A 22,095-nucleotide genomic window follows, 5' to 3' on the forward strand; every position below is an offset into this window, starting at 1 on the left:
TAAGACGACGAAAGCACCCCACCTCCGAAGAGGTGGGGTGCATCTGCGTCTTGGACGCGTGCCTCGGGGAAGGCGGTCGCCAGGCTAGCGAAGGCCACCGACACTTCATCGCTCAAGGCGCCCTGTAACTGTCATCGCGGGATGCGTTACGAGCGGGTCAGGCTACGAGTTCCTTCGTGGACGCCGACGCGTGAGGCGTGCCCGTCCACACAGCGCCAGGGCTGTCGCCGTTGAAGTACTCGGTCAGCGTCGAACCCTTGGTGACCATGTAGTCATCGATCCGCAGGGTGTCCCCGACCGCGAACACCGTGCCACCGCCCGACGTCGGGGCCGCTGACACATCGATCCGCAGACTGACCGTGCTCGCTGGCATCGGATCCGTCGTCACCGACAGGCGTGTCCACTCCCCGGCAGGAACATCGACGAACGTGCCTGTCTTGAACCCGGTACTCGTGCCACCCGCATTGGGCGCGTTGTAGTAGGTTGAGTTCAGCCGGAACTTGCGGGCCACGCTCGACTTGATGAACACCGACAGCGTGTAGACCGCACCCACCTCGACATCCTCGATCGCGGTGAGGCGGCAGCCGCCACCGGACGGGTCCGTGGTCGCGGTGGACCAGGTCATCAAGTACGAGTACGTACCCGAGTGGGCCTCGCCCGCATCGCTCTGCCGTGTGGCCGAACCTGCACCACCGGTACCCCACTGGGAGGTGAAACCACCGGTCGCCTCGAAACTCGGGTTGAGCGCCTTGTTCCGCACGATCACCGGAGCCGCAGCAAACTCGCCTGCCGGGAGGATGCGGACCTTGCGGATCGATCGGGTCGAGGGTGTCGAACCCGTGGTGCCTGCGACACCGCCTGCACCGGCCACACCCGCATTGGCGGACGCGGCGACTGCGGGCACATCCACCGTGTGCACGGGAAGACCGTCGAGGAACATCGTGGTCACCGTCGATCCGGCCTCGCGGGCCAGAGCCACCCGATGCCCTTCCAGGCCGCTCACATCCGACTCCCACAGCAAGGTCGCGGTCCCACCGACTACCTGCCACATCGCGTAGTTCGGACGCGCACCGAACTGGCTGGACACATCATCGACACCCGCCACGATCGAGTCTGCGTCGTTGACGGAGATCGCGACACCACGCAACCTGTTCGCGCCGGCACCCTGCGCCGACTCCGGTAGCTGCACCTCCGCATACACACCTGTGGTGCCGACATCGCGCTGCTGGATCGCCAGCGCACCCCAGGTGCCACCCGAGGGGCGTGCACCGGCACTCGACCGGATCCAGTCCGGGGTCGCACCGGTCGCCGCAGCGGTCCAGCCGTCGCCGAGAGTGGGTGCGGTGATGTTGTCCGGCTTCGTCGACAGATACGCATCGAACAACTCCGGCGCATCCGGATCGTCCGGGGCATCGACCGCGAGGTTTCCGGTGATCAAGTCCTGATCGAGCCGATCGGCGTTGACCAGGCCGCGAGCGTGCCGCCGCCACGTGTTGCCCTGCACCCGAGGAACAGAGACAGGCTCGGCCGGGTGGAACATGATCGCATCGAGCTGCCGTGCCACGCCGTCACTGTTCGCGAAGTCGTTGCCCGTGATGCGAGGCGCGTTCATCGGCACCAGCAGACCGAGGCCGACCTTGCCGTTGCCGTCGAAGAAGTTCTGCGAGATCACGAGATCACGCAGGGGCTTCGACGCGAATCGGGCGCACAGGCCGTAGCCGCCATTGCGGACGAACTGGTTGCCGCGCACCGTCAGGCCGCCTTCTTCGAGTTCGAAGTCGTGCGCGAGGAACCCGTCGAGGATGTTGTCCTGGATGCGGTTGTTCTCCACGACATATCCGCCGCCGGAACCGACCGGGATGTCTGCGGGGCTGGCCTGCAACGATCCGGTCATGTAGATGCCGTAGCCGTTGCGCAGGATCGTCGATCCGGTGATGCGGCCGTAGATGCCGGACTGCACCGCCTGCGTGTTCGGGCCTTCGTAGAACCCGGCAGCCTTGTTGTCGGTGATCTTGCAGTTCTCCACCACGACACCGCCGCACCCGGCATCGGTGATGCCGTTGCCGTTGAACGATGCCTCGCAGCCGATCAGGCGAATGACGGAGTTGCGCTTGAGCGATCCTCGCGAGTCCTGCCGTTCGAAGAAGAACCCGGACCGCGAGCAGTAGTTCGCCGAGCAGCCGATGAAGGTGGCCGACTCGTCCTCGTAGTGCCCGAAGCCGATCCCGAACCCCGACCGCATCTCCGCGAACTTCGTCGGATCCCCGGTGGTGACAGTGCCGCGGCCCGCCTCGAGGGCGTGGCAGTCGGTGAACACGCAGCGCACCGGATAGTCGGTGCCGAACATCGTCGCGGTGGTGCCCACGGCATTGACGCGGGTGAACGAGCATTCGAGCCAGCCGCCACCCTGGAATGCCTTCTGCAGCGGACCGGTCTCCGGAAAGGAAGTGTTGCGGCAGTTGATGGTGAAGTCGGTGAAGTGGCAGTGACGGAACCAGAAGAAGTCCGTCGGCGTATCCGGGTTGATCGCAGCGCCGGGCGAGTGGATGCCCGATGCTGTGCCGTACGGCAGGAGGATTGTGGAGGCACGGCCCGCGCCACGGAGCGCGAGACGTTCCGCGAACGGGCTCGAGCCGACGAGGTTGATTGCACTGTTGAGCCGGAACTTGCCGTCCGGCAACACGAGTTCGTGCACCCCGTCGACTGTCTTGACCAGGGCAGCCAACTGGGCCAGCGCCTCATTGATCAGCGGAGCCGCGTCGAGCACACCATCATTCGGCAACGGCTGTCCAGGGGTGAGGAAGCTCCGCAGGTCGTACTGATAGACCCGCTCGTAAGTGGCGTTCCCGACCCGTGTGATGTGGTCGTCGACGGTCTCCTCGGTGACCAGGCGCTGTGACGCCGGCCGAGTACCTGGTGATGTCATGGATCAGACTCCCGTCACGTAGGGGACGCCGTCGACGTCCAGAGCAATCGAGCCACCACCGGTGGCCGAGGTATCGAAGTAGGGCACGCCGTCGGAGTCGAGGAAGATGCCGCCGACACCGGTGCCGCCGGCCGCTACCCCGACCCGCATGAAGTCCGCGACCGCGTCCGCGAACCGATCGTTTCCGGCGACGGTCAGATGCACCCCGTCCGCGAGATACGCACCAGCAGTAGACGCCGGAACGGCCGCCCGCAGATCCAACGCGTGCGCACCGAGCACCGCCGCTTCCGCAACGATCGCATCGGCGAACTCATCCCATCCGGCGTCCGGCAGATCCCGCACCACGAACACGACCACCACACCCGGCGATGCCGCACGCAACGATGCGTAGATCGTGCCGAGCGAGGTGCGCAGTTGCGCGACCGTGCGTCCGGCACTGAAGTCGTTCGACCCCAGGCACACAAGCGCCACCTGCGGAGCGATGTCGGCGAGAGTGTCCTGCGCTTCCTCCTTCACCAGGCGAGTCGCGACCTCGTCGGCGGAGATACCGGCAACGCCCCAGTTGTAGGTGGCGACCCCACGGGTCTCGTCGCCGGAGTAGGCGACGGCGCCGAGACCCTGCCAGCCGGCGCCGAACGACTCGACCCGAACAGGATCACCCGGACTCGTCGCCCTCGTGTGCCCGATGACATCGGCACTGTGCTCGGCCCATTCTTCAGTGTCGTCCGGGCGGGTCAGCCCCACCCAGTACTGCCCCGTCGCGGTCGACAGAACGTCGACCGAGGTGGTGCCAGCCTCAAGAGGGATACGGATGACGTGCCCGCCTTCGGCCGGGGGGATCATCCACTGTGAGCCGTCGATGCCGGTGTCGCCGACGATCGGGGACCAGTTGCCGGAGTCGAGGGACGGCAGCGGGTAGCTGTACTGGGTCTGTTCCCCAGCGCTCTGCAGCGGAATCCAGCCCGCGCCACCGGCGGGCAGCCCCCACGACTGCCGCAGCTTCGCGCCGAGCAGGTTCGGCCAGGTGCCCGACCACTTGGTCGGACCGCCGGACAGACCGCCGGCGTAGCCGTCGCAGGTCGAGTCGCCGAGCGTCAGGATGCGCAGCTGCCCGGTCCCGGCCTTGGCTGTCAGCGCTGTCGATCGGTATGCGGCGGAGGCGATGGCAAGTGGTCCGTCGCTGGTGCTTCCGCCGCCGGTGGGTGGATCGATCCATGCCAGGCCGGTACCGGACTTGGCGAGGATCTGACCGTCCGTGCCGCCGTCCGGCAGCAGGTTCGCAGACGCCGCTGCAGCCTCCGCGCGCTTCGCGGCGGCGAGTGCGTCGGCGAGAGCTTTCTGCGCTGCACCGACCACCGGTGGGGTGTAGCGCACGTAGTCGCTCACCAGCTCGTACAGGTCGATCTCGGGGACGTCCGGGATGTTGACATCGAACTCCTGCCACCCACCACCGGTTTCGAGGACGAGCTTCGCCGGGCCCGGGTCGAGGGTGTTGGCGGCGATGACGCCGGCGCTGATGTCGATGTCAACGCGGATGCGGTCGATGACCTTGCCGTCGGAACTGTGCCGGAGAGCGGGTGCGGAGACTGTGAGGATGCCGTCGGCGGTACGGTCTGCGATGTCGACGACAGTGCCGGTGATGCGCGTCATGCTGTCCTCCCTTCCGACTCAGGTTCCGGTTCCAGCTCGGGTTCGACGATGTCGTAACCACCGAGCAGCCACAGCGCGCCCGAATGGTTCGGTCCCGCGGGATGCGCGTACTCGACGATTGGCTTCAGTGACGAAGGTTGCTGCTCGCCGACCGGTACCGCGACGGCGCGCGCGGGGAGGTGCGGCTGCGCTTTCGACACCCACACCACGACCTGGTCGACACCATCGACCGGAGGATCGAGTTGGTACCGAGTAGCATCCGGCGACGGCCAGTTGGTGAGTCCGGTTTCGATGATGGTTGCGGTAGGCACTGCTTACACCTCTGGTTCTCGTATGTATTCGATGACAACGACCTGCCCGTCTCCGCCACGGCCGCCGGGGGTGCCAGGGTTTCCGCCGGCGCCTCCGCCGCCTCCTCCGCATGGGAATTGGCCGTCGTAGCCAGCGCCCGCGAAGAATGCTCCTGAGCCGCCGTGTCCTGCGGTGTGTGTGGGGCCGAGTAGTGTTCGCCAGCCCGCGCCGATATTGTTGGGGCCGGAACTTCCGCCGTTTGTTGCGGTGCGGACTTCGCCGGACGAGTTATAGCCGGATCCTCGGCCACCCCCGCCGCCGGCTGCGAGGAGTCGCACAATCCCCGAATGGGTTATTCCCGGGTCGGTGACGAAGCTTCCACCTTTGCCGCCGCGAAGAATGGCATGGCCGCCGTCTCCGCCGAAGGAGATGTCCGGCTGGTCGATGCCGAGTGCCCAGCCGCCGCCGAATCCGCCTTCGGCTCGGAGTACGTCACCGAATGCGGAGAATCCGCCTGATGTACCGGGGTTCCAGGCCCCGTTCACGGCGGCCGGTGCTGATCCTCCGGCGCCTCCTGCTCCGACGGTGATCTCAACGCCGCGTAGGAAGTCGAGGGCACTGAGTCGGCGGTCACCGACCGCGATGGCGCCGCCGCCACCTCCTGGTCCGCACAGTCTCGAGGTCGTGGTGGTGTGCGACATGCCAGAGGCTCCGCCGCCCCCAGCTGCCTTGACGATCGGCTCGAACGCGTAGACGTGCGGGCCTGGAATCCACTGGAAAACGCCCGGGGTGTCGAAGACGAGGATGCGTGAGCTCGAGGGCATGTCAGCTTCTTCGTTCGATCACATACAGGCGGCCCGCTCCGCCGTCTCCGCCGGCGGTCATAGTGGTGCCTCCCCCGTAGCCGCCTCCGCCACCCCCGGACGGGTACGCGCCGGCGCCGCCACGTAAATCGTTGGACGATGAGCCTCCGCCTCCCCCGCCGCCGGTTGCGACCACGGCCGCGGGCGGGCTTCCGTCCCGGGTGCTTGCTCCGCCGTAACCGCCGGGAGACACGCCTCCGATTCCGCCGTTTCCCCCAATACCTGCTCCGGTGGATGCGCAGGCGCCGCCTCCGCCGCCTCCGCCACCCCCATGGAGGGAGTAAGCGCTGGTGGAATTCCCGCCGGGTTTAGCCGGCTGCGCCCATCCTCCGAGTGGGGAACCTTGGCCTCCTGTGCCGCCGGGGATCATCCCTGCGCCTCCGGTTCCTCCTAGACCGCCGTCGGCGGTTCGTCCGCCCCCGCCTCCGTTGCCGCCTCCGGCGGTGAGGTAGCCACCGAAACTTGTGTTTCCTCCGCCGCTTCCGGACTGTTCAGAAGATGTTCCTCCGATGCCGGGTGCTCCGATCGTGATCGGGATGCCTTTATAAGCCGTGTCTTCCGCGTTCCGCTCGAGCAAGGCCGCGGTGATGGTGGTGTGCACTTCCCCACCGCCTCCACCGCCTCCCCCGCCGGAACGGTTCACGGTCAGATCCCACTTCCCTGCGCCCGCTCCACCGCCGGCGGCGAGAATGATGACGTCAAGGCTGGTGATGCCTTCGGGTGGGTAGTAGGTGTTGTTGGACTCGAAGACGATCGCGACGCCCTGTAGGACAAGCTGGTCGTACGCCTCGCGCAGCTCTTCAATGGAGCGGGAGTGATCGTTGATGGTGGGCATGTCGCGGATGTAGTTGTCGTCGACGGTTCCGAAGATCGCGTCAACGACCGAGGCGAATCCTCCAAGGATCGCCGCGATGGCGCCGCCGATCAGCCCAAGTATCCAGCCGAGGAGCCCTTGCTCGACGAATTCCTCGGCCATCTCGGACATGTCGCCCCAGCCGGTATTTGGTCCGCCGGGGACGAATCCGTCAGGTGAGGTCATCGCTCTCCTGCCTCTGCGTGCTCGAGGTCCGGTGGGATCGAATGCTGCGAATCCCAGAGCACGATCACCCTGTGCAGCATCGCCAACGCCAACGCGGAATAGGCGACAGCGCGCAACTCATCCCGGCCCGGGTAGTCACCGAACCACCAGAAAATCAACTGCTGCAGGCCGATTGCCGCGATCGCCAAAGCCGTGAACATCAGCGACTTGCCGGCCTCGGTCGACCGCCACGGGGATCGGGTGTACAGGGCTGCGAACAGCAACGCGAACAACGTCATCGCGCCGATCAGCAACCGTGCCTCGGTCTGAGGACCGAACAGCACGACCACTACCGCGCACGCCAGTGCCCCTACACACAACAATCCTCGCCGCACTATCATGCGTGCCTCCGCTTCATTGCCCGGGCTGCGTCTTCGCCGAACCCATTGATCCGCAACGCGCGTTCTGCGCGGTTGGCCAGATGATCGACATACTGGCGTTGCGCCCGCACCTCCTCGAGGTGCTTCTCCGTCAAAATCCGCTCCGCCCGTGCTCGTTCCACTGCTGTCGAGTCGGGCCGTTTCTTCCTTCGAAACCACTTCACGGGCCCTCCCCCGCACCGAACTTCTTGAAGGCGTCAGCAATATGCACCGACAACTCGATCTTCGGGATGAGCAGCGAGATCTGGTTCGCTTGCTCGTCGATGATCTGACGCTGCGCCAGCTTGTCCTGACGGAACTCGTCGAGCTGCTTATCCTTCTCCGCAAGGGCGGCCCGGTGCTGCCTCCAAGGGACAAGGCCACCGAAGATGATGAGCAGGATGACCGTTCCGAGAATCCCTCCCAGACCGATATCCGAGGAGAGGAACGACGCGAACTCTTCCACGCGTTACCCCCCGTTACGAGGAGGGTTGAGCAGTCGCTGGAAGTAGGCGACGATCGCCATCACTGCCGCGGTCCCGCCCGCTGTCGCGGCAGCCTTCCACGAGTCCCACGTGAGGAGGTCGAAGTCTGGGGCTGCCACGGCGGCGCCGAACGCGGTGATCACAGCGAGGATGACGGTGACGACGATGCCCTGTACGAGGGTGCGCCACGCGCGGTCCTTCGCATCGGTCTTTGCGTCCATACCTGGCCGCCCAGTCTCGACGAGCTCCCCAGGCACCGGCTTCGATGCTGCTTGATCTGCAACCCGGATCGCTATCTGCGGGATCTCCGCGACCACAGCATCGACGCGACGTTGAGCCTCGACCTGCACCCGATCAGAGACGGTCTTCACCGCCTCCTGGATGCGGGACTCGATCTGGTCGCCCAGCTTCCCCGCGACTTCGCGGGCGATGAGTTCGATAGCGTCGGCCATGTCAGTTCTCCTCGGTGGTGATGGCGTCGAAGCCGGGTCGCTCGTGTGTGCCGACAGTTCCGTCGGCGGACCAGGTGATGCGTCCGCCTTCGAAGTTCTGGTAGCGGACGGTGCCTTCGTCGTTGGCCCAGATCTCGTCGGAGACGGGCCAGCCGAACCGTCCGTTCTCGTAGCCAGAGCGGTTCCAGAACGCGCGGATCATGCCGGTGACGACGTGACCGCCGTATCCGTTCTTTCGGTAGATGGCGCCACCCTGGAAGCCCTGGACCACGCCCTCGTCCAGCACGGTGTGCCGGCCGACCGGGAAGCCGACGTAGGACTGCTCCCACCGCAGCGCCGCGTAGGGTTCCATGATCGCGGCGGGGATCGCCCAGGCCCCGGTGGTGGGGTGCCAGTAGATCGAGCCGTTCTCGAAGTGCGCGTACTTGCCGCCGCCGATCGCGTCGCCTTCGCCGTCGGTGAGGCGCTTACCGATCCAGTCCTTCGCGACCTCGGCTTCGGCGTCGATGGCGTTGCCCACGGGTGCGGGCGGGGTGGCCGATCCGCTGCCGTGCAGCCAGTGGTTCACCCGGTCGGTGAACACGTCCCACGGGAAGTTCTTGCCGACGTCGGTGTGGTCGCCGATCTTCAGCCCGAAGGTGATGCCGGAGTGGTCGCAGATGCCCTGCGTCCGCCGGCCGATCGCGGCGTAGTCCTGGGCGAGGACGCGGGGGTCGATGCCGTACTTGAGGCAGTCACGCACCGCGACCTGGGCAGCGAGGTCGATGGCGTTGCCGAACTTGCCGATCCATTCCTCGCGGGACTGTGCGGCCCGGGATCCGGCGAAGCACAGGTTGATCGTGTACGGGTTCGCGTCGAGCACCGACCACGACGCCCGGTCGGTGTCCACCGAGCCGATGAGCGTGCCGTTGTCGACGGTGTAGTGATACGACACCGGGGCGCGCTTGAAGTAGTTGTGCAGGCCTTCGGCGTTGCCTCCGCCTTCCTGGGTGTGGAGGACGAACAGCCACGGTTTCGCGCCGTTGCGTCCGCTGTGGCTGGCGTGCGACCCGGTCAGGTCGATCTCGTTCATGGTGTACGCGGGCACAGGTTGTCCTTCCGCGGGTTCGGGGATGTCACCTGCGAGGCGCTCGTAGAGTTCGAGTGCCTCGTCGATGCGGGTGTCGTAGCGATCGGGGAATGACGAACGCTGCACGGCCTGCGCATACCAGCCGGGGCTTCGGCCCTCGTCGTTGTAGTCCAGCTTCTTCAGGGCCTCGAAGAACATGACTGCCGACCGGTACGGATCCATGCGGTCGGCGACGGTGCCCCACCACGGGGGTTGCTGCTGGAACAGGCCACTCGACTTGCTGTCGCTGCCGATCCGCTCGTGCGGGAACTTCAGTGACTCCGGATCGGCGCGGTTGGCATGCATGATCCAGTCGCATTCGACGGACACGGTCGCGAACGCGATGACGATGCCCTTCGGGGTGATGCCGAGATCACGGCCGGCGCGCAGGACTTCGCGGGCGTACTCGTCGCGCTTGCTCATCCGTCTTCTCCTGACGCGGTGCTCGCCTCGCCGCGGGGGTCCTCGAGTATCTCGGCGAGCGCGCTGGCCGGCAGCTCAGCGAGCTGAGCGCGGATGTGCGCGTACGGGTCCGGACGGTTCGGCGCCGGCCGCTTCGTCGAGTTCCACTGGCCCGGGTTGTGCGGGTGGATCGGCCCGGTGATCGGCGGGTCGTAGCGAGATCGAGATTCCTCTACCGGCCGGAAGCCGAGATTCTCGATGTGCTTGGCGAGCGAGTTGATCTCGTCCGGCTCGAACGTCGCCACCGGCGACATCTCGCCGTTGGTGGGTGGGTGCATGAACACGTACGCGTACGGGTGCATCCCCTCCGGTAGTGCCCTCTGTAGTTCTTCGGGTGTCACGTCGATCTCCTGGTCTAGATGGCGCTCGAGTGCTGGCGCAGCGCGCCGCTGATCGCTTCAGCTGCGCGCAGTGCTCGCGTTCCTGCAAGTTCTTCGGATCGGTAGTCGCCGACGTTGATCTCCCAGGGCTGGTCCGGGTTGTCCCGCGACCAGGACTGGCGCACCGAGGCGATATGGGAGAGCCAGATCCGGTCACCGATCTCGAATCCGGCGCGCAGTCCGTCGTCGATGTGCAGGCCCACCCGATACGGGTTCGCGTCGTCGACCTCCGATGCGAAGCTGACATAGCCGCGAGCCTTATGCAGCCCGACACGAATGGTCTGCAGCCCGGACGGGGACACCGCGACGCCGCCGCCGGCCTCGAATCCGGACTTGTGCGCGAACCGGCCCATGTTCGCTTTGCGCTGGTAGTTGGTCAGGCTGGCCCATGCCAGGATGACGTCCTCGACCGCCTTGTCGAAGATGCCGAGGGTCAGCCACGGCATACCGATGAGGCTGCCGAGGAGTCCCAGCAGAATGTTCGACAGGAGCTTCGCGCCCTGGTTGATCGCGTCCGGTGACTTGCCGCCGGTCATGATGGTGTGCTCGATCGGCTTGTGGATCACCATCTTCGACTTCAGACCGCGGTGCTGCCCGCGACGGAAGATGACCCACGGACCGTTCGGGTCCGCATTGTCGGGGTCGTCGTTCGGATCAGCGATCGTGACCGTGTCGGAAGTGCCGTCGGATCCGAAGATGCGCAGCAGATCCCGGATGGGGTCGAGGATGGTCCCGGTGATACCGGGGATCGTGGCACGCTTCTTGACGTCGAACACCATCGTCGGCCGGTCGAGGATGAAGTGCGACGGGCACGGCTGCGGGTCCCCCGGTTCCCAGATGTCGCCGGTCAGCTGCAGGCCGCCGTCCTCGAGCGTTGGGTGGACGAGGTCCCAGAAGTCGTCCATGCGGGAACCAAGCGCACACCACGGTCCGACACCGTCGCGGGATTCGATGTACGGGACCATCACCATCGGCCACTTGGCGTTGTCGAAGTTGTCCCGCCAGTTCGCCGCATCCCAGATATCGAAGAACGGCACCCATCCCGGTTGCTGCTCACGGAGCAGGTTCCGGTGCGCGTACCCCTTGATCACCTTGATCGAGTTGCCCCACTGGAAGTCGATCTTCGGTGCCTGCACCGCGAGCGGAGCGAAGGTGTTGGGCCAGCACTGCAGGTGCTTCATCTCGTCGAGGATGTGACGGGCCATCAGCCGGACGATCGCGTTGCCGTGTTCATCCTCGTCGTACTCGATGTCGAAGACCTTGAAGCACGCCTTCTTCCACGGAGAGCGGAACACCAGGAACATGTCCTGCTCGAGGCGCTGTCCGTCGATCGCCCACTGCGCTAGATCGTCCTGCGCGTCGAGACCGACCGAGGCCTCGCCGACCTCGTTGCACATCGTCTCCCAGTCGGCGTCGTACTCCCCCTCGACGTCCCCGACGAGCTCGAGGTTCAGGTCGTGGATGGTGACCCGGGTCCGGAGCAGTGCGAGCGCTGCCTCTTCGTGCTCCTGGGCATCGATCGCTGCGAGGTCAGCGTCGAGGTCGTATCTCACAAGCCATCACCCCCAGGGCATCTCGTGGTAGCGCGGCATGTGGATGCGAAGTTCGGCCGGCACCGTGGCGCCTTGGACCTCGACAGGGAGATCGACCGGCGGGGTGCGCGGTGGGATCTCGTGCAGGAAGTTCACACCCCGCATCGCCTTCCACACCTCGAACCCAGCTCCGGCTGCCCGGATGGTTTGGAAGTCCTGACGGGTCTGCACCCGCCAGCCTGTGGTCTGCGGGCGGAGCGGCACCATACGACCGGACAGCCCGTCCGGCAGAATCCATTTCTCGGCCGGTGTGCCTTCGAACTTGAGCCACAACGGCACGTCGGTCGGGTTCGATACCTGGAAGGTCCCGACATGGGAACCGGTCCCGGCTTCCCACTTGATGACCTTCGTTCCCGACGTGAGGTACGGCCAGCACGCGACCGCGACCATTTCGACGTCGATACGCCTGGTCTGCATCGACATCCGGCCGACGATCTTCGGGTCACGGTCGAGCCGAAGTCGGATCTTCCGAAGTCCGTGCGAGGTCCGTGTGGTGACCTCGTTGTCGTGGTCGAACGACCACACCGCCATCTGCGCCGCGAACTCGCGTTCGAAGTCGTGACGGGTGCGGCCCTCGATCCGGAGTTGGAAGTCGAGGAGACGTTCCTCGATCTTCGTCACTCGCGGTGTCGAGCCGTGCTGGTACGCCCGAGAAGTGCGCGTCGGGGTGCGGGGCGCAGGAACCCAGAGACCATCGAGTCCGCCCTGGATCCAGGAGTCCTGCGCCGTGCGGGACGGGCCGCCGTAGTTGTGCCGCGACCCGTCCCACCCGACCATGCTGATCGAGTCGATCACCAACGCCTCCTGGACTCGGAGCTACGTCCAGGGCCGCGTTCACGCTGATTCATCATGATCTCGACCTCCCTCCTCATCGCTGGTGACAGTTCGCCGACGAAGCTCAAGTTGTCTCCGCCACCGACCGGGGCCAGCTCGAGCGCCGACCGATCGGCCGCCGACATCGCCTCACGCGGCGCCGAGGCTGCCGACTGGACTCGGTCGAGCATCGGGATGAGTGCCTCGAACGCTTCGGTCTGCCGGGGCGAGAGCACACGCTCGGGACGGATGACGTCCTTGAGCATGAAGCCGCGGCCGGATGCGATACCGCCCTGGTCGTAGTAGCCGTTCTTCTCCCAGAACGACTTCGCCCGGAGCGGATCGCCGTACCGGTCGCGGATGTACTTCGCGCCGGCCAGACCCTGGATGTACGCATCCGGATTCTCGTCCGGAAGGTAGGCATCCTTCGTCGACCCGAGGAACTGGAACAGCCCGAACGCACCACTGGATGGGTTGCGCGCAAGCGGATTCCAGCTCGATTCCTTCCCGATGATCCAGTCGGCCGCGGCCCACTGTTCGCCCTGGTTCCAGCCGGACGGTGCGAAGGCCCGCTTCACCGCGTCGACGACCGATTCCGGACCGGTTCCCGTGTCCGCCTCCGGGGGTGTGGAGGTGGTCGCCGGCACCGTGGATTCGGTGGCGGCCGGGGTGTCGGTTTCCGTGTCGGTTTCCGTGTCGGTCTTGTAGTCGTCGTACGTGGCTTCGTTGCGCGCCTGCGCTTCGTCCGAGCGTCCCCGGTCGTCGACCAGGTTCAGACCCTCGAACTGGCTCGAGAACCCCGCCATGCCGAGCAGATCGTTACCCCACTCTGCGAGCAGCGAGGTGCCGATCTGTGCGCCGACGCCCAGCCAGTCGATCTCTGCCGCGTACTTCGCGGCAGCCGCCGGCCCGACCTCGACCTTGTCCTTCTCCTGCTCGTAGCCGTACTGGCTGTAGTCGGCTGCAGGAGTGGACTCGGCCGCCGGTGCGTTGTTGAGCATGCCCATTGCGGACAGTGCCCCGGCGATGTCGCCGCCGAGGAGCAGATCCTTGATGAGCTTGATCTGATCCCAGTTCAGCACCGCCTCCGGTCGCCCGGTTTCGTTGCGGACGATCGAGAGCCCATTCGGGATCCAACCGCCCTTGTCACGGAACAGGCCACCGATGCCCTTGGCCTTGTCCCAGACCGAACCGAGCAGATCCCCGAGACCGTTGACCTTGTCCGCGAGGAAGCCCGCCACCTTGTCCCGCCCCGTATCGAGATACTTCGGCGGAATGGCAAGCCATTCAGGCGGAGGTGTTCCAATCGCCGCGCCGATCCCCGACTTGATCGGGTTGAGGAAGAAGTCGAGGACATCGGTGATCTTCCGCTGCACGAACGACTGCTTCTGCTCCGGAGCCGGTCCACCGCCGACACCGCCGGATTCGAATGCGCCGTCCGCCCCGATCGCGAGATGGAACAGGCCGGGGTGCTTGCCCGCGAAGTACGGGGAATCCGCACCGATGGCGGTGCCTCCGTACATGACCCCGTTCGAGCCACTGGATTCGACGTTGACTGTCGAATATCCGCCGACTCCAGTGAGGGTGCCGGCGGTGTGACCACCACCCGGACCGCCCGGATCATCCCAGACGCCGACCGAGAAGCCCTGACCGAGACCCGGCTTCCACGGCTGTCCACCGGGGAACGATCCGGTTGCCCAGCGCCGAATCCCGTCGCCGCCATTGATGATGGCGTCGGCGATCATCGACATGTAGCCCGAGCAGTCCTCGAACCCCCAGGTGTAGGGGTTGCCGTCGCGCTTCATCGCTGCGCGGTGGCCGTTCTCGAGCTGCGTCTGCCACATCGGGCGGATCTCGCCGCCGTCCTTGTAGCCGGGCAGGAACCGGTCGAACATGCCCTGTGGGTTGACGTTGCCCAGTCCCTTCACTGCCACCTGGGCGCCGTAGCGGCTGAGGTTGTCACGACCCACCTCGGACACGAGCCGCCCGTTGTCCCACGAGAACGGGACACCGCGCGCGATCATGTCGCGAATCGCGTACAGCACGTTGTGGCCGCCGGCCTTGATGACCTCCATGGCGGTGACCATGTGCTCGCCGTTCGAACCCCACATCAGCACATCGTCGGACGTGCCGCTGCCGGGGCCACGGATCTGACCACCGGTGGCGTGCTCGGGAATACCGTTGAGTGGCAGTGCTTCCGGAAGTCCGGGAATGAACTCGCGGACCTTGTTCCACGCCTTCGCGATACCTTCGTTCCAGACCGTATTGATCAGGAAGTTGATCGGCTTCGCGAGGATGGCCTTGAGGCTGTCCCACTTGTCCCGAATGCCCCCGACGACCTCGCTGAAGAAGTCCCGCACCTTACCGAGGGCGGTCTTCATCGCCTCCCATGCGGGGGTGACGACGTTGTCGATCACGGCCTTGATCCCGGCGCCGAGGGCGTCCCAGATGGGCTTGATGACGGTCGTCCACACGGAGGTGAAGAAGTCACCGATGGCGGCGAGTGCGGTCTTCAGTCCGTCCCAGGCGGGGCGGATGACGTTCTCCCACACCGCCCGGATCCCGGCGCCGAGTCCGTCCCAGGCCGGTTTGATGACGGAGTTCCAGACCCAGCCGAAGAACGAACCGACGGCCTCGAGCGCGGCCTTGAGTGCGTTCCACACCGGCAGGATCACGCCGTTGTAGACGGCCGAGATACCGGTGCCGACTGCCTCCCAGGCCGGTTTGATTAGCGAGCTCCACACCCAGCCGAAGAACGAGCCGACCGCCTGGAGGGCGACCTTGATGGCGTCGAAGATCTTCGAGCCGACGTTTTCCCAGTAGGCCTTGAGGAAGGTGACGAGGGTGTTCCAGACGCCCATCACGATCTGGCCCATCAGGATGAACGCGGCCGCCACGATGGCGAGCGCGATCTTGATGGCGGTGAACACCGGCTGCACGATGGTCTCGTACAGCCAGGTGAAGATCTCACCGATCTTCGTGAACGCCGGGCGGATCCCCTCCTCCCACAGCCACGTGAATGCCGAACCGATGGCGTCGAGTGCGCCCTTGATGAACTCCCACGCCGACGCGAGCGCCGACTTGATTCCGTTCCACACCGACTCCCAGATCCGCTTCCCGACTTCGGTCTGGGTAAAGAACCACACGAGGCCGGCCACAAGGGCTGCGATCGCGATCAGGATGAGCGTGATCGGGTTCGCGCTCATCACGGCGTTGAGCGCACCCTGTGCGATCGCACCGGCGATCAGTGCCGCACGGTACGCGGCCAGAGCGATCGTGTTGCGGCGGATGCTCGCAGTCGACCGTCCGGTCGCTGCGATGAATACACCCTGCGCCACGGACGAGGCGAACATCGCCGCGTTCCACAGCGTCATCGTCACGGCGGCGACTTTCACCATGGTGACGACGGCGAGCAGGATCGGTGCCATCGGCGCCAGATTGGCGATGAGGGTCGCCAGGTGCGGTGCCAGTACCGCGAGGGTCTCCGCCCACGGGGTGAACGCGGCAACGAGTGCGGGCAGCACCGGCGCCAGGTTGGCCAGGGCTTCGCCGAGGGCCGGCATCAGCACCCGCGCCATGTCCATCAGTCCGGGGATCGAGTCCTCGATGGCCTGACCCATGGCCGCGAATCCCGGTGCCAGCCCTGCTGCCGATTCGGCGCCGAATCCGCGGATGAGCGAGAACAGTGGTCCGACAACGTTGCCGATGTTCTCGAACGTCTGCCGAACGCCCTCGAGCGAGGACCGCAGATCCTCTGCGGTGATGTTCCGCAGTTTGTCCCCGATCCCGAGCAGCCAGTCGTTGAGGGACTGACCGGTGTGCGCGAACGTTTGCGCTGCGGTGCCGAGGACGCTGATCAGTCCGGAGAACACCGAGCCGATTCCGTTCTCGCCCTGGGCGAGGCTGGCGAAGAAGGTGTTCGAGCCCGTGATCATCCGGTCCCAGCCCGCCACCGCCGCCGGACTCGAGATCGAGGTGGCGATCTGAGCTCCGATGTTGCCGAGCGTGGTGGACAGGATGCCGAGGTTCGGCGAGAGTCGGTCGAGCAGTCCCCCGAGCACGGAGAACGAGTCGACCATCGCCAGGCTGAATCGATCGGTGATTTCCTCCCGAAGGTTCTTGAAGGCCTGCAGCAGCGGCGCGAGTCGCTGACCGATCTTCGCGGCGAACGGATCGATCGAGGACGCCGAGGAGTTCGCAGACTCCGCCATGCTCTCGTAGGCATCCGCAACAGCCTCGGCCGCATCGGCGTTGGCCTGGGCGACATCCTTCTGCGTCTGCGTGAGATCCGCCTGAGCATCCTTGAGCTGCTCGTGAGCGTCGGCCTCGCGTTCCTTGGCCTCGACCACCCGGTCCGAGCCTTCGATGCCCTTGGCCTGCGCGTCGGCGATCTCAGCACGTTCCTGCTTGGCCGTGGCCTTGATCTCCTCGTAGGCCTGCTTCGCCTCACGGACACCGAGCTCGGCGCGCCACCGGTCGAGACCGTCCGCATCCGGATCCGCACGGGTCTCGCGCAGGGTCTTCTTGGCTTCGGCCAGCGCCAGCGCGGCGCCTTCCTCGTCGAGGGCCAGACCGGCGAGGGTCCGCGCGTAGCCTTCGGCATCGCGCTTGGCTTCCTGCCGTGCCTTGTTGACCTCGTCCTGCGCTTCCTGGACGGCCTCCTGAGCCTTGACGACCTGCTTCTCGGCGGAGATGATCTGCCGGTTGCCCTGCTCGGCGGTGCGAGCCTGCGACTTCTTCGCGTTCTCGACGGCCTTGAGCGACGCAGCGCTCTTCGATGCGGTGGCGCCGACGTTCTTCTGCGAGTCGGTCCACGCCTTCGCACCTTCGGACAGTCCCGCGAACGCCAGCTTCGCCACGCCGATAGCGGGGCCGAGGATGCCGGCCGCAGCCGCGGCGACGGTACCCATGGCCGCTGCGATCGACGTCAGCCCTGACACCATCGGTCCGGCCATGAAGGAGCCGACGACCGAGCCGAGTGCCGAGACTGCACCGAGCGCTGCGGCGGAGCCGACGGTGATCATGCCGAGGGCCTTGCCGATGCGGGTGAGGATGCCGACCAGCTTCGCCGCGGCGGCCATCACCAGCAGAGCGGAGGTGACCCGTCCGATGTCGCGGGCCAGGATGCCGGCGGCAGCGGCGGCGAGCCGCAGCGCACCGGCGAGCTTGGCCACGCCGACACCGGTCATCATCTTGAGCAACGTTGTGCTGGCCAGCAGACCGATGCTGAAGTGCCGGACAGTACGCGCGGCCAAGCTGAGCACCGTGGCGGCGGTCCCGACATTTCGGATGACCGAGTTCGCCGCATTGCTCAGCAACGAGAATCCCGAAACCGCCATGCGCATGCCGTTGCCGATGGCGGAGACGAATCCGGCCGCGAAGCTGCGGCCTTCTTCGTTACCTCGAGCACGCGAGTTCATGCCCGCGGTGACACCGCTGGCGAACTGTGCACCGGCCGCGCGTCCGCCGGCACCGAACCGGCCGGTCAGACGCTGCAGGAACGAGGCACTGTCGGCGTCGGCGCGCTTGTCGTCGATCCGGGCCTCGATGTGCACGACACGGTTCGCGGCGGTCGTGCGCTTGGACTCGGCCGCGTTGAGTGCGGCTGCGGCGGCATGGCTGTCCCGCTTGGCCTTGACGACCTTCGCTTCGGCGTCCGCGAGCCGCTTGGCGTCGGTGACACCCTTGGTGCGCAGCGACTGCAGTTGCCGTTCGGCGTCGGCGGTTTCCTTCGTCGCCGCGGCTTCCTTGCGGCGAGCCTCGGCGGCGGACTTGGTGGCGCTGTCGAGGTCCGCCTTCGCCTTGGCGAGCCTGCGCTGATCGACCTCGACGTCGATCTTGTGGTTGACCGGGTGTCCCTTGATCTCCGAGCGGACCCGCTTGAAGTAGCCGGACATCGAGGGCAAGACGTTGATGTAGGTCTGCCCACCCTGCAGGTCAGCCATCTTTTACCTCCGGTGGGGTGTAGCGCCGCGTGTAGCGGCTGCCGAGGAGCTGCGAGGCGATGTCGTCGTGCTCGACGAGGGCCTGGAACTCTTCGACGCGATCGCGCGCAGTCTGCGGACGCGGGGACGGCTGCGGCGGCTTGCCGCCCTTGCCCTTGAACTTCGGGGACGCACCCCACGTGGCGTGCTCGATGCGCCGTAGCGAATCGACCATGTTGGTGAGTTGCGCCCGTTCGTGTGTCCAGCCCACCAGCGACGGTCGTTTGGACGGAGGAGGCAGCTCGCCGCGTTGCTCCATCTCGAGGATCTTCTGGGCACGCTCGTCGTCGTTGCCGAGCGCCGCGTAGTACCAGCCACCTTCGGGCAGTGCCGGCAGGAGCCGGATCAACCGGTTCCACGGGTTGTTCAGGTGGTCGCGAACCCAGTCGTAGAGACGTTCGTCGCCCGGCATGGCGAACAGGTCCTTCTCGATCGCTGCGCCGTAGCGGTCGATCTCGTCGACCAGGTACGGCCATCCGGTATCCGGTGGGACGAGGATCCCGAAGTGTTCGCGGATGTCGTCGACGAGGTCGGCGAGTTCGGAGAACGGCCGGCGGGCGTAGTGCTCGGTGATGACATCGGCCAGGTCCTCGCCGACGAGGAGATCGAGCTGGTCGTGGACGGAGACGGTGGTGTCGAGGTCGGCGACGTCCTGCGAGTCGGGTGCCTCGATGATGAGCTCGGGGCCGTCCTCGTCGTCTTCGTCCAGAGACACGACGAACGGGCCGACAGCCTCACTCAGGAGTACCCGAAAGAAGGAGGCCGTCGACCCGTTGGCGTCGCGCATCTATCAGCGGCGACCGCTGCGTCGACGGTCGCGGCTGCGCCGATCGGCGCGGTTGACCGCCTGCTCCGCGTCGAACAGACCGAAGTGCTTGGACAGGTCTCGCGCGAGATCGATCAGGGTGTCCGGGTGCTCGGGGCCGAGGAAGTCGGCCACGTCGTCGAACTGGTCGCCAAGGAACAGTTTCAGGACGCGCCGGGAGGTCTGTGCCTCCTCGATGTCCATGACCGTGTCGGCGTCCGGTTCCTGCACGTAGAAGGTCGGGGACTCACCGATCTGGAACTTGAACGGCTTCTTCGACTCTCGCTTTTCGCCGCCGTACCGCCGAACGTCCTGCTCGTCGATCTGGGTCACGTTGTCGAGGGTGTCCTTGCTCACTTGCTCTCTCCGTTGCTCCGTGCGGCCTTGGCCTTGCTGGTGGTCTGGGGGGTGGGCGCGGGTGCGGGCGTCTCGTCGTCGGGCACCGGCGCGTCGGCGACCGGAGCCTCGAGCTCGGGTGCCGGTACCGCGGCAGCGTCCGGCGCCGCGGTGTCCGCGGGCTGGTCGACGGGTGCAAATCCGTAGCCGGAGGAGAGCAGTTCGCGTTCTTCCCGGAACGATCCGGGGGTGTAGCTGCGGCCGTCCGGAGCGAGCAGGGGGCGCGCTACCCAGTCGGCCTTGCGGATGGTCTTCATCTGTCCCATGACAGAACCTCTTTCTGCGACGGTCGGTGTGGCGGTCTGGAATGCGCCGGGCAGGGGAAGTCGACCGCCAATCCCCTCCCCTGCCCGACGCGTTGGTGAGGCCCGGCACGCACGAGGGGCCGGGCCGGCGGTCAGGCGCTGACGGTGATCGACAGCGGCTTGAGCGCGCTGCCGGACGTCGCACTGTCGACGACCTGAACGGTGAAGGCGGACGTGCCCGCCGTGGTCGGGGTACCGGAGATGACACCGGTGCCGGAGTTGAGGGTCAGCCCCGCCGGCAGAGTGCCGGTCGAGACCGTCCACGTCTTGGTGCCGGTGCCACCCGAGGCCGCGAGGGTCTGCGTGTACGGCGTGCCGACGGTGGCGGCGGGCAGCGACGCGGTGCTGATCGACAGTCCGCCGCGCTTGAATCCGGCGTCCTCGAGGACACGGTTCCAGCCTTCGCCACCGAAGTAGTGGCGCACGGACACGCCGTGTTCGGTGTCGACCATCGCGTTGACGGTGGTCGGCCAGGTCAGCGAGCCCTCACCGTCGGAGAGGGTCTGCTCGCTGATCTCGGCGACCTCACCCGCGTAGAACAGGCGCCCCAGATAGATGCGGTCCACGCCGGAGTTGAACTGGGCGATGCAGAGGTACCGCTGCTGACGGATCTCTGCGATGGCCGACTGATCGAACGCGATCTCACCGGTCTCCGGATTGGCGACCATGTTCGACAGGTCCATGCCGAGGTTGTTCTCGATGTTGTACCGGTTCGCCTCGAGTCCGGTGAACTGCAGGCCCGCGATGTCCGAGGTGAAGTCCGATCGGATCGGGTTGTTGTAACCGACCGCCATGATGTCGGACTTTTCGAGCTCGCGGGTCAGCGTGACCGCATCGTCCTTGAGCAGGAGTCCGAAGTCCCATGCACCATCGGGCAATTCGGAGAGCTGAGAGTTCGACCCCTCGGTGATGTACTCGATGGGGTCGACGTCCATGCCCATCCCGAAGATGTGCATGCGGTTCGGCTTGAGAATGAGCTCACGCTGGTGCCGCGCGACCTCGAGTTCGCCAACAGATGTGGCCATGATGCCTCCTGGGGCATGAGAAAGGCCCACGACGGTGATGTCGTGGGCCAGGAGTGAATGGTGAGCGTGTGAGGTGTCAGCGCCGCCAGGGCTTCTGCAAGCTCAGCGCGTAGAACGCAACCTCACGGCGAGCGTCGGGGTTCTCGTATGGCTCGGCTTCCGGTGGAGTGTCGACCCGACACGAGTCGATGCAGATCGGTCTCGGCTCGTCCTCGACCTCGATCGCTTCCCCGGCGATGTTCTCCATCCGGTTCGCGACCTTCCGTGCGAGCAGTGACGCCCCGCGCGGATCGGGGTGATGGCAGGTGATCTGCACCCGCGGATAGTCGCTGATCCCGTCGCTTGCGCCACCGACCCGGTTGATCTGGATACCGATGCCGTCCTCGTGGGGCGGCTCGGTATCTGTCTCGGCGATCGGAGCGAGGTACGCCATCAGTACCTCGTGGATGTCCGGGAACAGTGTCTCGTCGAGTTCGACTGCCATCATTTCCTCCGCATGGCGCGCATCGCAGCCTGCGTTGCGCGCACTGGTTTCGAGCGCTTCGTGCCGAACAGGACGTGCTGGTTGGCGACACGTGACGAAACGATGCGGTATCCGGGACGCCCATCCCATCCTCGCGCTCGTTCGATCCGCACCCGAGTTGCGAGCTGGCCGGTTTTCGCGTGTCGGCGAGCTTCTGCGCGGAACGCCGCGAGACCGTTCTGCGCCATGCGGCGGGTCGCGCTCTGCACGCCAGCCGACGCCATGATCGCTTTCGCGTCCTTCGACGAGAATCGGTAGGTGCCGGGTTTCGGATCAGGCACTGTCCCTCCACCTTTCGAGATAGCCGGTGACGTACTCGGCGACACCGTCGTCGTCGTACCAGGTCTGCAGGTCGCCATCGACGTGCAGCCGTGGCCCGATGCCGTCGACCGCGAGGACGTTCTCGGTGGACTCAGGAAAGCCCGGGGGCGCGTACAGCACCCACCGGTCGTACCGCTCGAGCGGTAGGCCCTCGATGGACCCGACAGGTTGGACTGAGCAGCCGGGATACTCGGGCCCGGCTTGCTCGATCATCACCCCTCGCTTGGCGGGTACGCGTTCGATCACCCGCACGGTCTGGTTACCGAGATCGTCCATG

21 protein-coding genes are annotated in these 22,095 nt (G+C 66.1%); all 21 read right to left on the reverse strand.

The genetic code is table 11. The annotated features are described in order from the left end of the window. Nucleotides 1-157: 157 nt before the first annotated feature. A complete protein-coding gene (locus BO226_RS19160) occupies nucleotides 158-2,926 on the reverse strand; it encodes a right-handed parallel beta-helix repeat-containing protein (RefSeq protein WP_071935909.1) in 2,769 nt (922 codons plus the stop codon). A 3-nt stretch (nucleotides 2,927-2,929) separates the two neighbouring features. Next, complete coding sequence (locus BO226_RS19165) at nucleotides 2,930-4,576, reverse strand: SGNH/GDSL hydrolase family protein (RefSeq protein ID WP_071935910.1); 1,647 nt, start codon at nucleotides 4,574-4,576, stop codon at nucleotides 2,930-2,932. Continuing rightward, a complete protein-coding gene (locus tag BO226_RS19170; RefSeq protein ID WP_071935911.1) occupies nucleotides 4,573-4,887 on the reverse strand; it encodes a hypothetical protein in 315 nt (104 codons plus the stop codon). The genes BO226_RS19165 and BO226_RS19170 overlap by 4 nt, the downstream gene beginning before the upstream one ends. A 3-nt stretch (nucleotides 4,888-4,890) precedes the next feature. Continuing rightward, the gene (locus tag BO226_RS28735) at nucleotides 4,891-5,691 is read right to left on the reverse strand and encodes a glycine-rich domain-containing protein (RefSeq protein ID WP_373922173.1); all 801 of its coding nucleotides are present in this window, start codon (nucleotides 5,689-5,691) and stop codon (nucleotides 4,891-4,893) included. Between the two features lies 1 nt (nucleotide 5,692). Continuing rightward, complete coding sequence (locus tag BO226_RS27215) at nucleotides 5,693-6,769, reverse strand: glycine-rich domain-containing protein (RefSeq protein ID WP_156895274.1); 1,077 nt, start codon at nucleotides 6,767-6,769, stop codon at nucleotides 5,693-5,695. Next, a complete protein-coding gene (locus BO226_RS19180) occupies nucleotides 6,766-7,149 on the reverse strand; it encodes a putative phage holin (RefSeq protein WP_071935913.1) in 384 nt (127 codons plus the stop codon). Before BO226_RS19180 ends, BO226_RS27215 begins: the two co-directional genes overlap by 4 nt. After that, a complete protein-coding gene (locus BO226_RS28740) occupies nucleotides 7,146-7,352 on the reverse strand; it encodes a DUF7620 family protein (RefSeq protein WP_442977164.1) in 207 nt (68 codons plus the stop codon). Before BO226_RS28740 ends, BO226_RS19180 begins: the two co-directional genes overlap by 4 nt. Further along, on the reverse strand, nucleotides 7,349-7,633 hold the full coding sequence (locus BO226_RS19185; protein WP_071935914.1) for a hypothetical protein: 285 nt from the start codon (nucleotides 7,631-7,633) through the stop codon (nucleotides 7,349-7,351). The genes BO226_RS28740 and BO226_RS19185 overlap by 4 nt, the downstream gene beginning before the upstream one ends. 3 nt (nucleotides 7,634-7,636) lie before the next feature. Further along, the gene (locus BO226_RS19190) at nucleotides 7,637-8,104 is read right to left on the reverse strand and encodes a hypothetical protein (RefSeq protein WP_071935915.1); all 468 of its coding nucleotides are present in this window, start codon (nucleotides 8,102-8,104) and stop codon (nucleotides 7,637-7,639) included. A 1-nt stretch (nucleotide 8,105) separates the two neighbouring features. Next, nucleotides 8,106-9,635, reverse strand: coding sequence for an N-acetylmuramoyl-L-alanine amidase (locus BO226_RS19195; RefSeq protein WP_232237997.1), 1,530 nt, complete (start codon nucleotides 9,633-9,635; stop codon nucleotides 8,106-8,108). Further along, nucleotides 9,632-10,015 carry a phage gene 29 protein family protein gene (locus tag BO226_RS19200; RefSeq protein ID WP_156895276.1) on the reverse strand — a complete coding sequence of 128 codons (384 nt, stop codon included), beginning with the start codon at nucleotides 10,013-10,015 and terminating at the stop codon, nucleotides 9,632-9,634. The genes BO226_RS19195 and BO226_RS19200 overlap by 4 nt, the downstream gene beginning before the upstream one ends. Nucleotides 10,016-10,029: 14 nt before the next feature. Continuing rightward, complete coding sequence (locus tag BO226_RS19205) at nucleotides 10,030-11,607, reverse strand: Gp37-like protein (protein WP_071935917.1); 1,578 nt, start codon at nucleotides 11,605-11,607, stop codon at nucleotides 10,030-10,032. 6 nt (nucleotides 11,608-11,613) lie between these two features. Beyond that, entirely contained in the window at nucleotides 11,614-12,441 is an 828-nt protein-coding gene (locus BO226_RS19210; protein WP_232237998.1) for a hypothetical protein, read from the reverse strand. Continuing rightward, complete coding sequence (locus tag BO226_RS19215; protein WP_071935918.1) at nucleotides 12,438-18,404, reverse strand: hypothetical protein; 5,967 nt, start codon at nucleotides 18,402-18,404, stop codon at nucleotides 12,438-12,440. The genes BO226_RS19210 and BO226_RS19215 overlap by 4 nt, the downstream gene beginning before the upstream one ends. Next, the gene (locus BO226_RS19220) at nucleotides 18,397-19,158 is read right to left on the reverse strand and encodes a hypothetical protein (RefSeq protein WP_232237999.1); all 762 of its coding nucleotides are present in this window, start codon (nucleotides 19,156-19,158) and stop codon (nucleotides 18,397-18,399) included. Before BO226_RS19220 ends, BO226_RS19215 begins: the two co-directional genes overlap by 8 nt. 75 nt (nucleotides 19,159-19,233) lie before the next feature. Beyond that, nucleotides 19,234-19,605, reverse strand: coding sequence for a hypothetical protein (locus tag BO226_RS19225; protein WP_071935920.1), 372 nt, complete (start codon nucleotides 19,603-19,605; stop codon nucleotides 19,234-19,236). Next, nucleotides 19,602-19,910, reverse strand: a complete 309-nt coding sequence (locus BO226_RS19230; RefSeq protein WP_071935921.1) for a hypothetical protein — start codon at nucleotides 19,908-19,910, stop codon at nucleotides 19,602-19,604. The genes BO226_RS19225 and BO226_RS19230 overlap by 4 nt, the downstream gene beginning before the upstream one ends. Before the next feature lie 131 nt (nucleotides 19,911-20,041). Beyond that, on the reverse strand, nucleotides 20,042-20,974 hold the full coding sequence (locus BO226_RS19235) for an Ig domain-containing protein (RefSeq protein ID WP_071935922.1): 933 nt from the start codon (nucleotides 20,972-20,974) through the stop codon (nucleotides 20,042-20,044). A gap of 76 nt (nucleotides 20,975-21,050) precedes the next feature. Beyond that, on the reverse strand, nucleotides 21,051-21,458 hold the full coding sequence (locus tag BO226_RS19240; RefSeq protein WP_071935923.1) for a hypothetical protein: 408 nt from the start codon (nucleotides 21,456-21,458) through the stop codon (nucleotides 21,051-21,053). After that, nucleotides 21,458-21,778 carry a hypothetical protein gene (locus tag BO226_RS19245; protein WP_156895278.1) on the reverse strand — a complete coding sequence of 107 codons (321 nt, stop codon included), beginning with the start codon at nucleotides 21,776-21,778 and terminating at the stop codon, nucleotides 21,458-21,460. The genes BO226_RS19240 and BO226_RS19245 overlap by 1 nt, the downstream gene beginning before the upstream one ends. Beyond that, the gene (locus BO226_RS19250; RefSeq protein ID WP_071935924.1) at nucleotides 21,771-22,094 is read right to left on the reverse strand and encodes a hypothetical protein; all 324 of its coding nucleotides are present in this window, start codon (nucleotides 22,092-22,094) and stop codon (nucleotides 21,771-21,773) included. The genes BO226_RS19245 and BO226_RS19250 overlap by 8 nt, the downstream gene beginning before the upstream one ends. Nucleotide 22,095: the final 1 nt, after the last annotated feature.

It is taken from the genome of Rhodococcus sp. 2G (genome assembly GCF_001886355.1).
Classification (GTDB): domain Bacteria; phylum Actinomycetota; class Actinomycetes; order Mycobacteriales; family Mycobacteriaceae; genus Rhodococcus; species Rhodococcus pyridinivorans.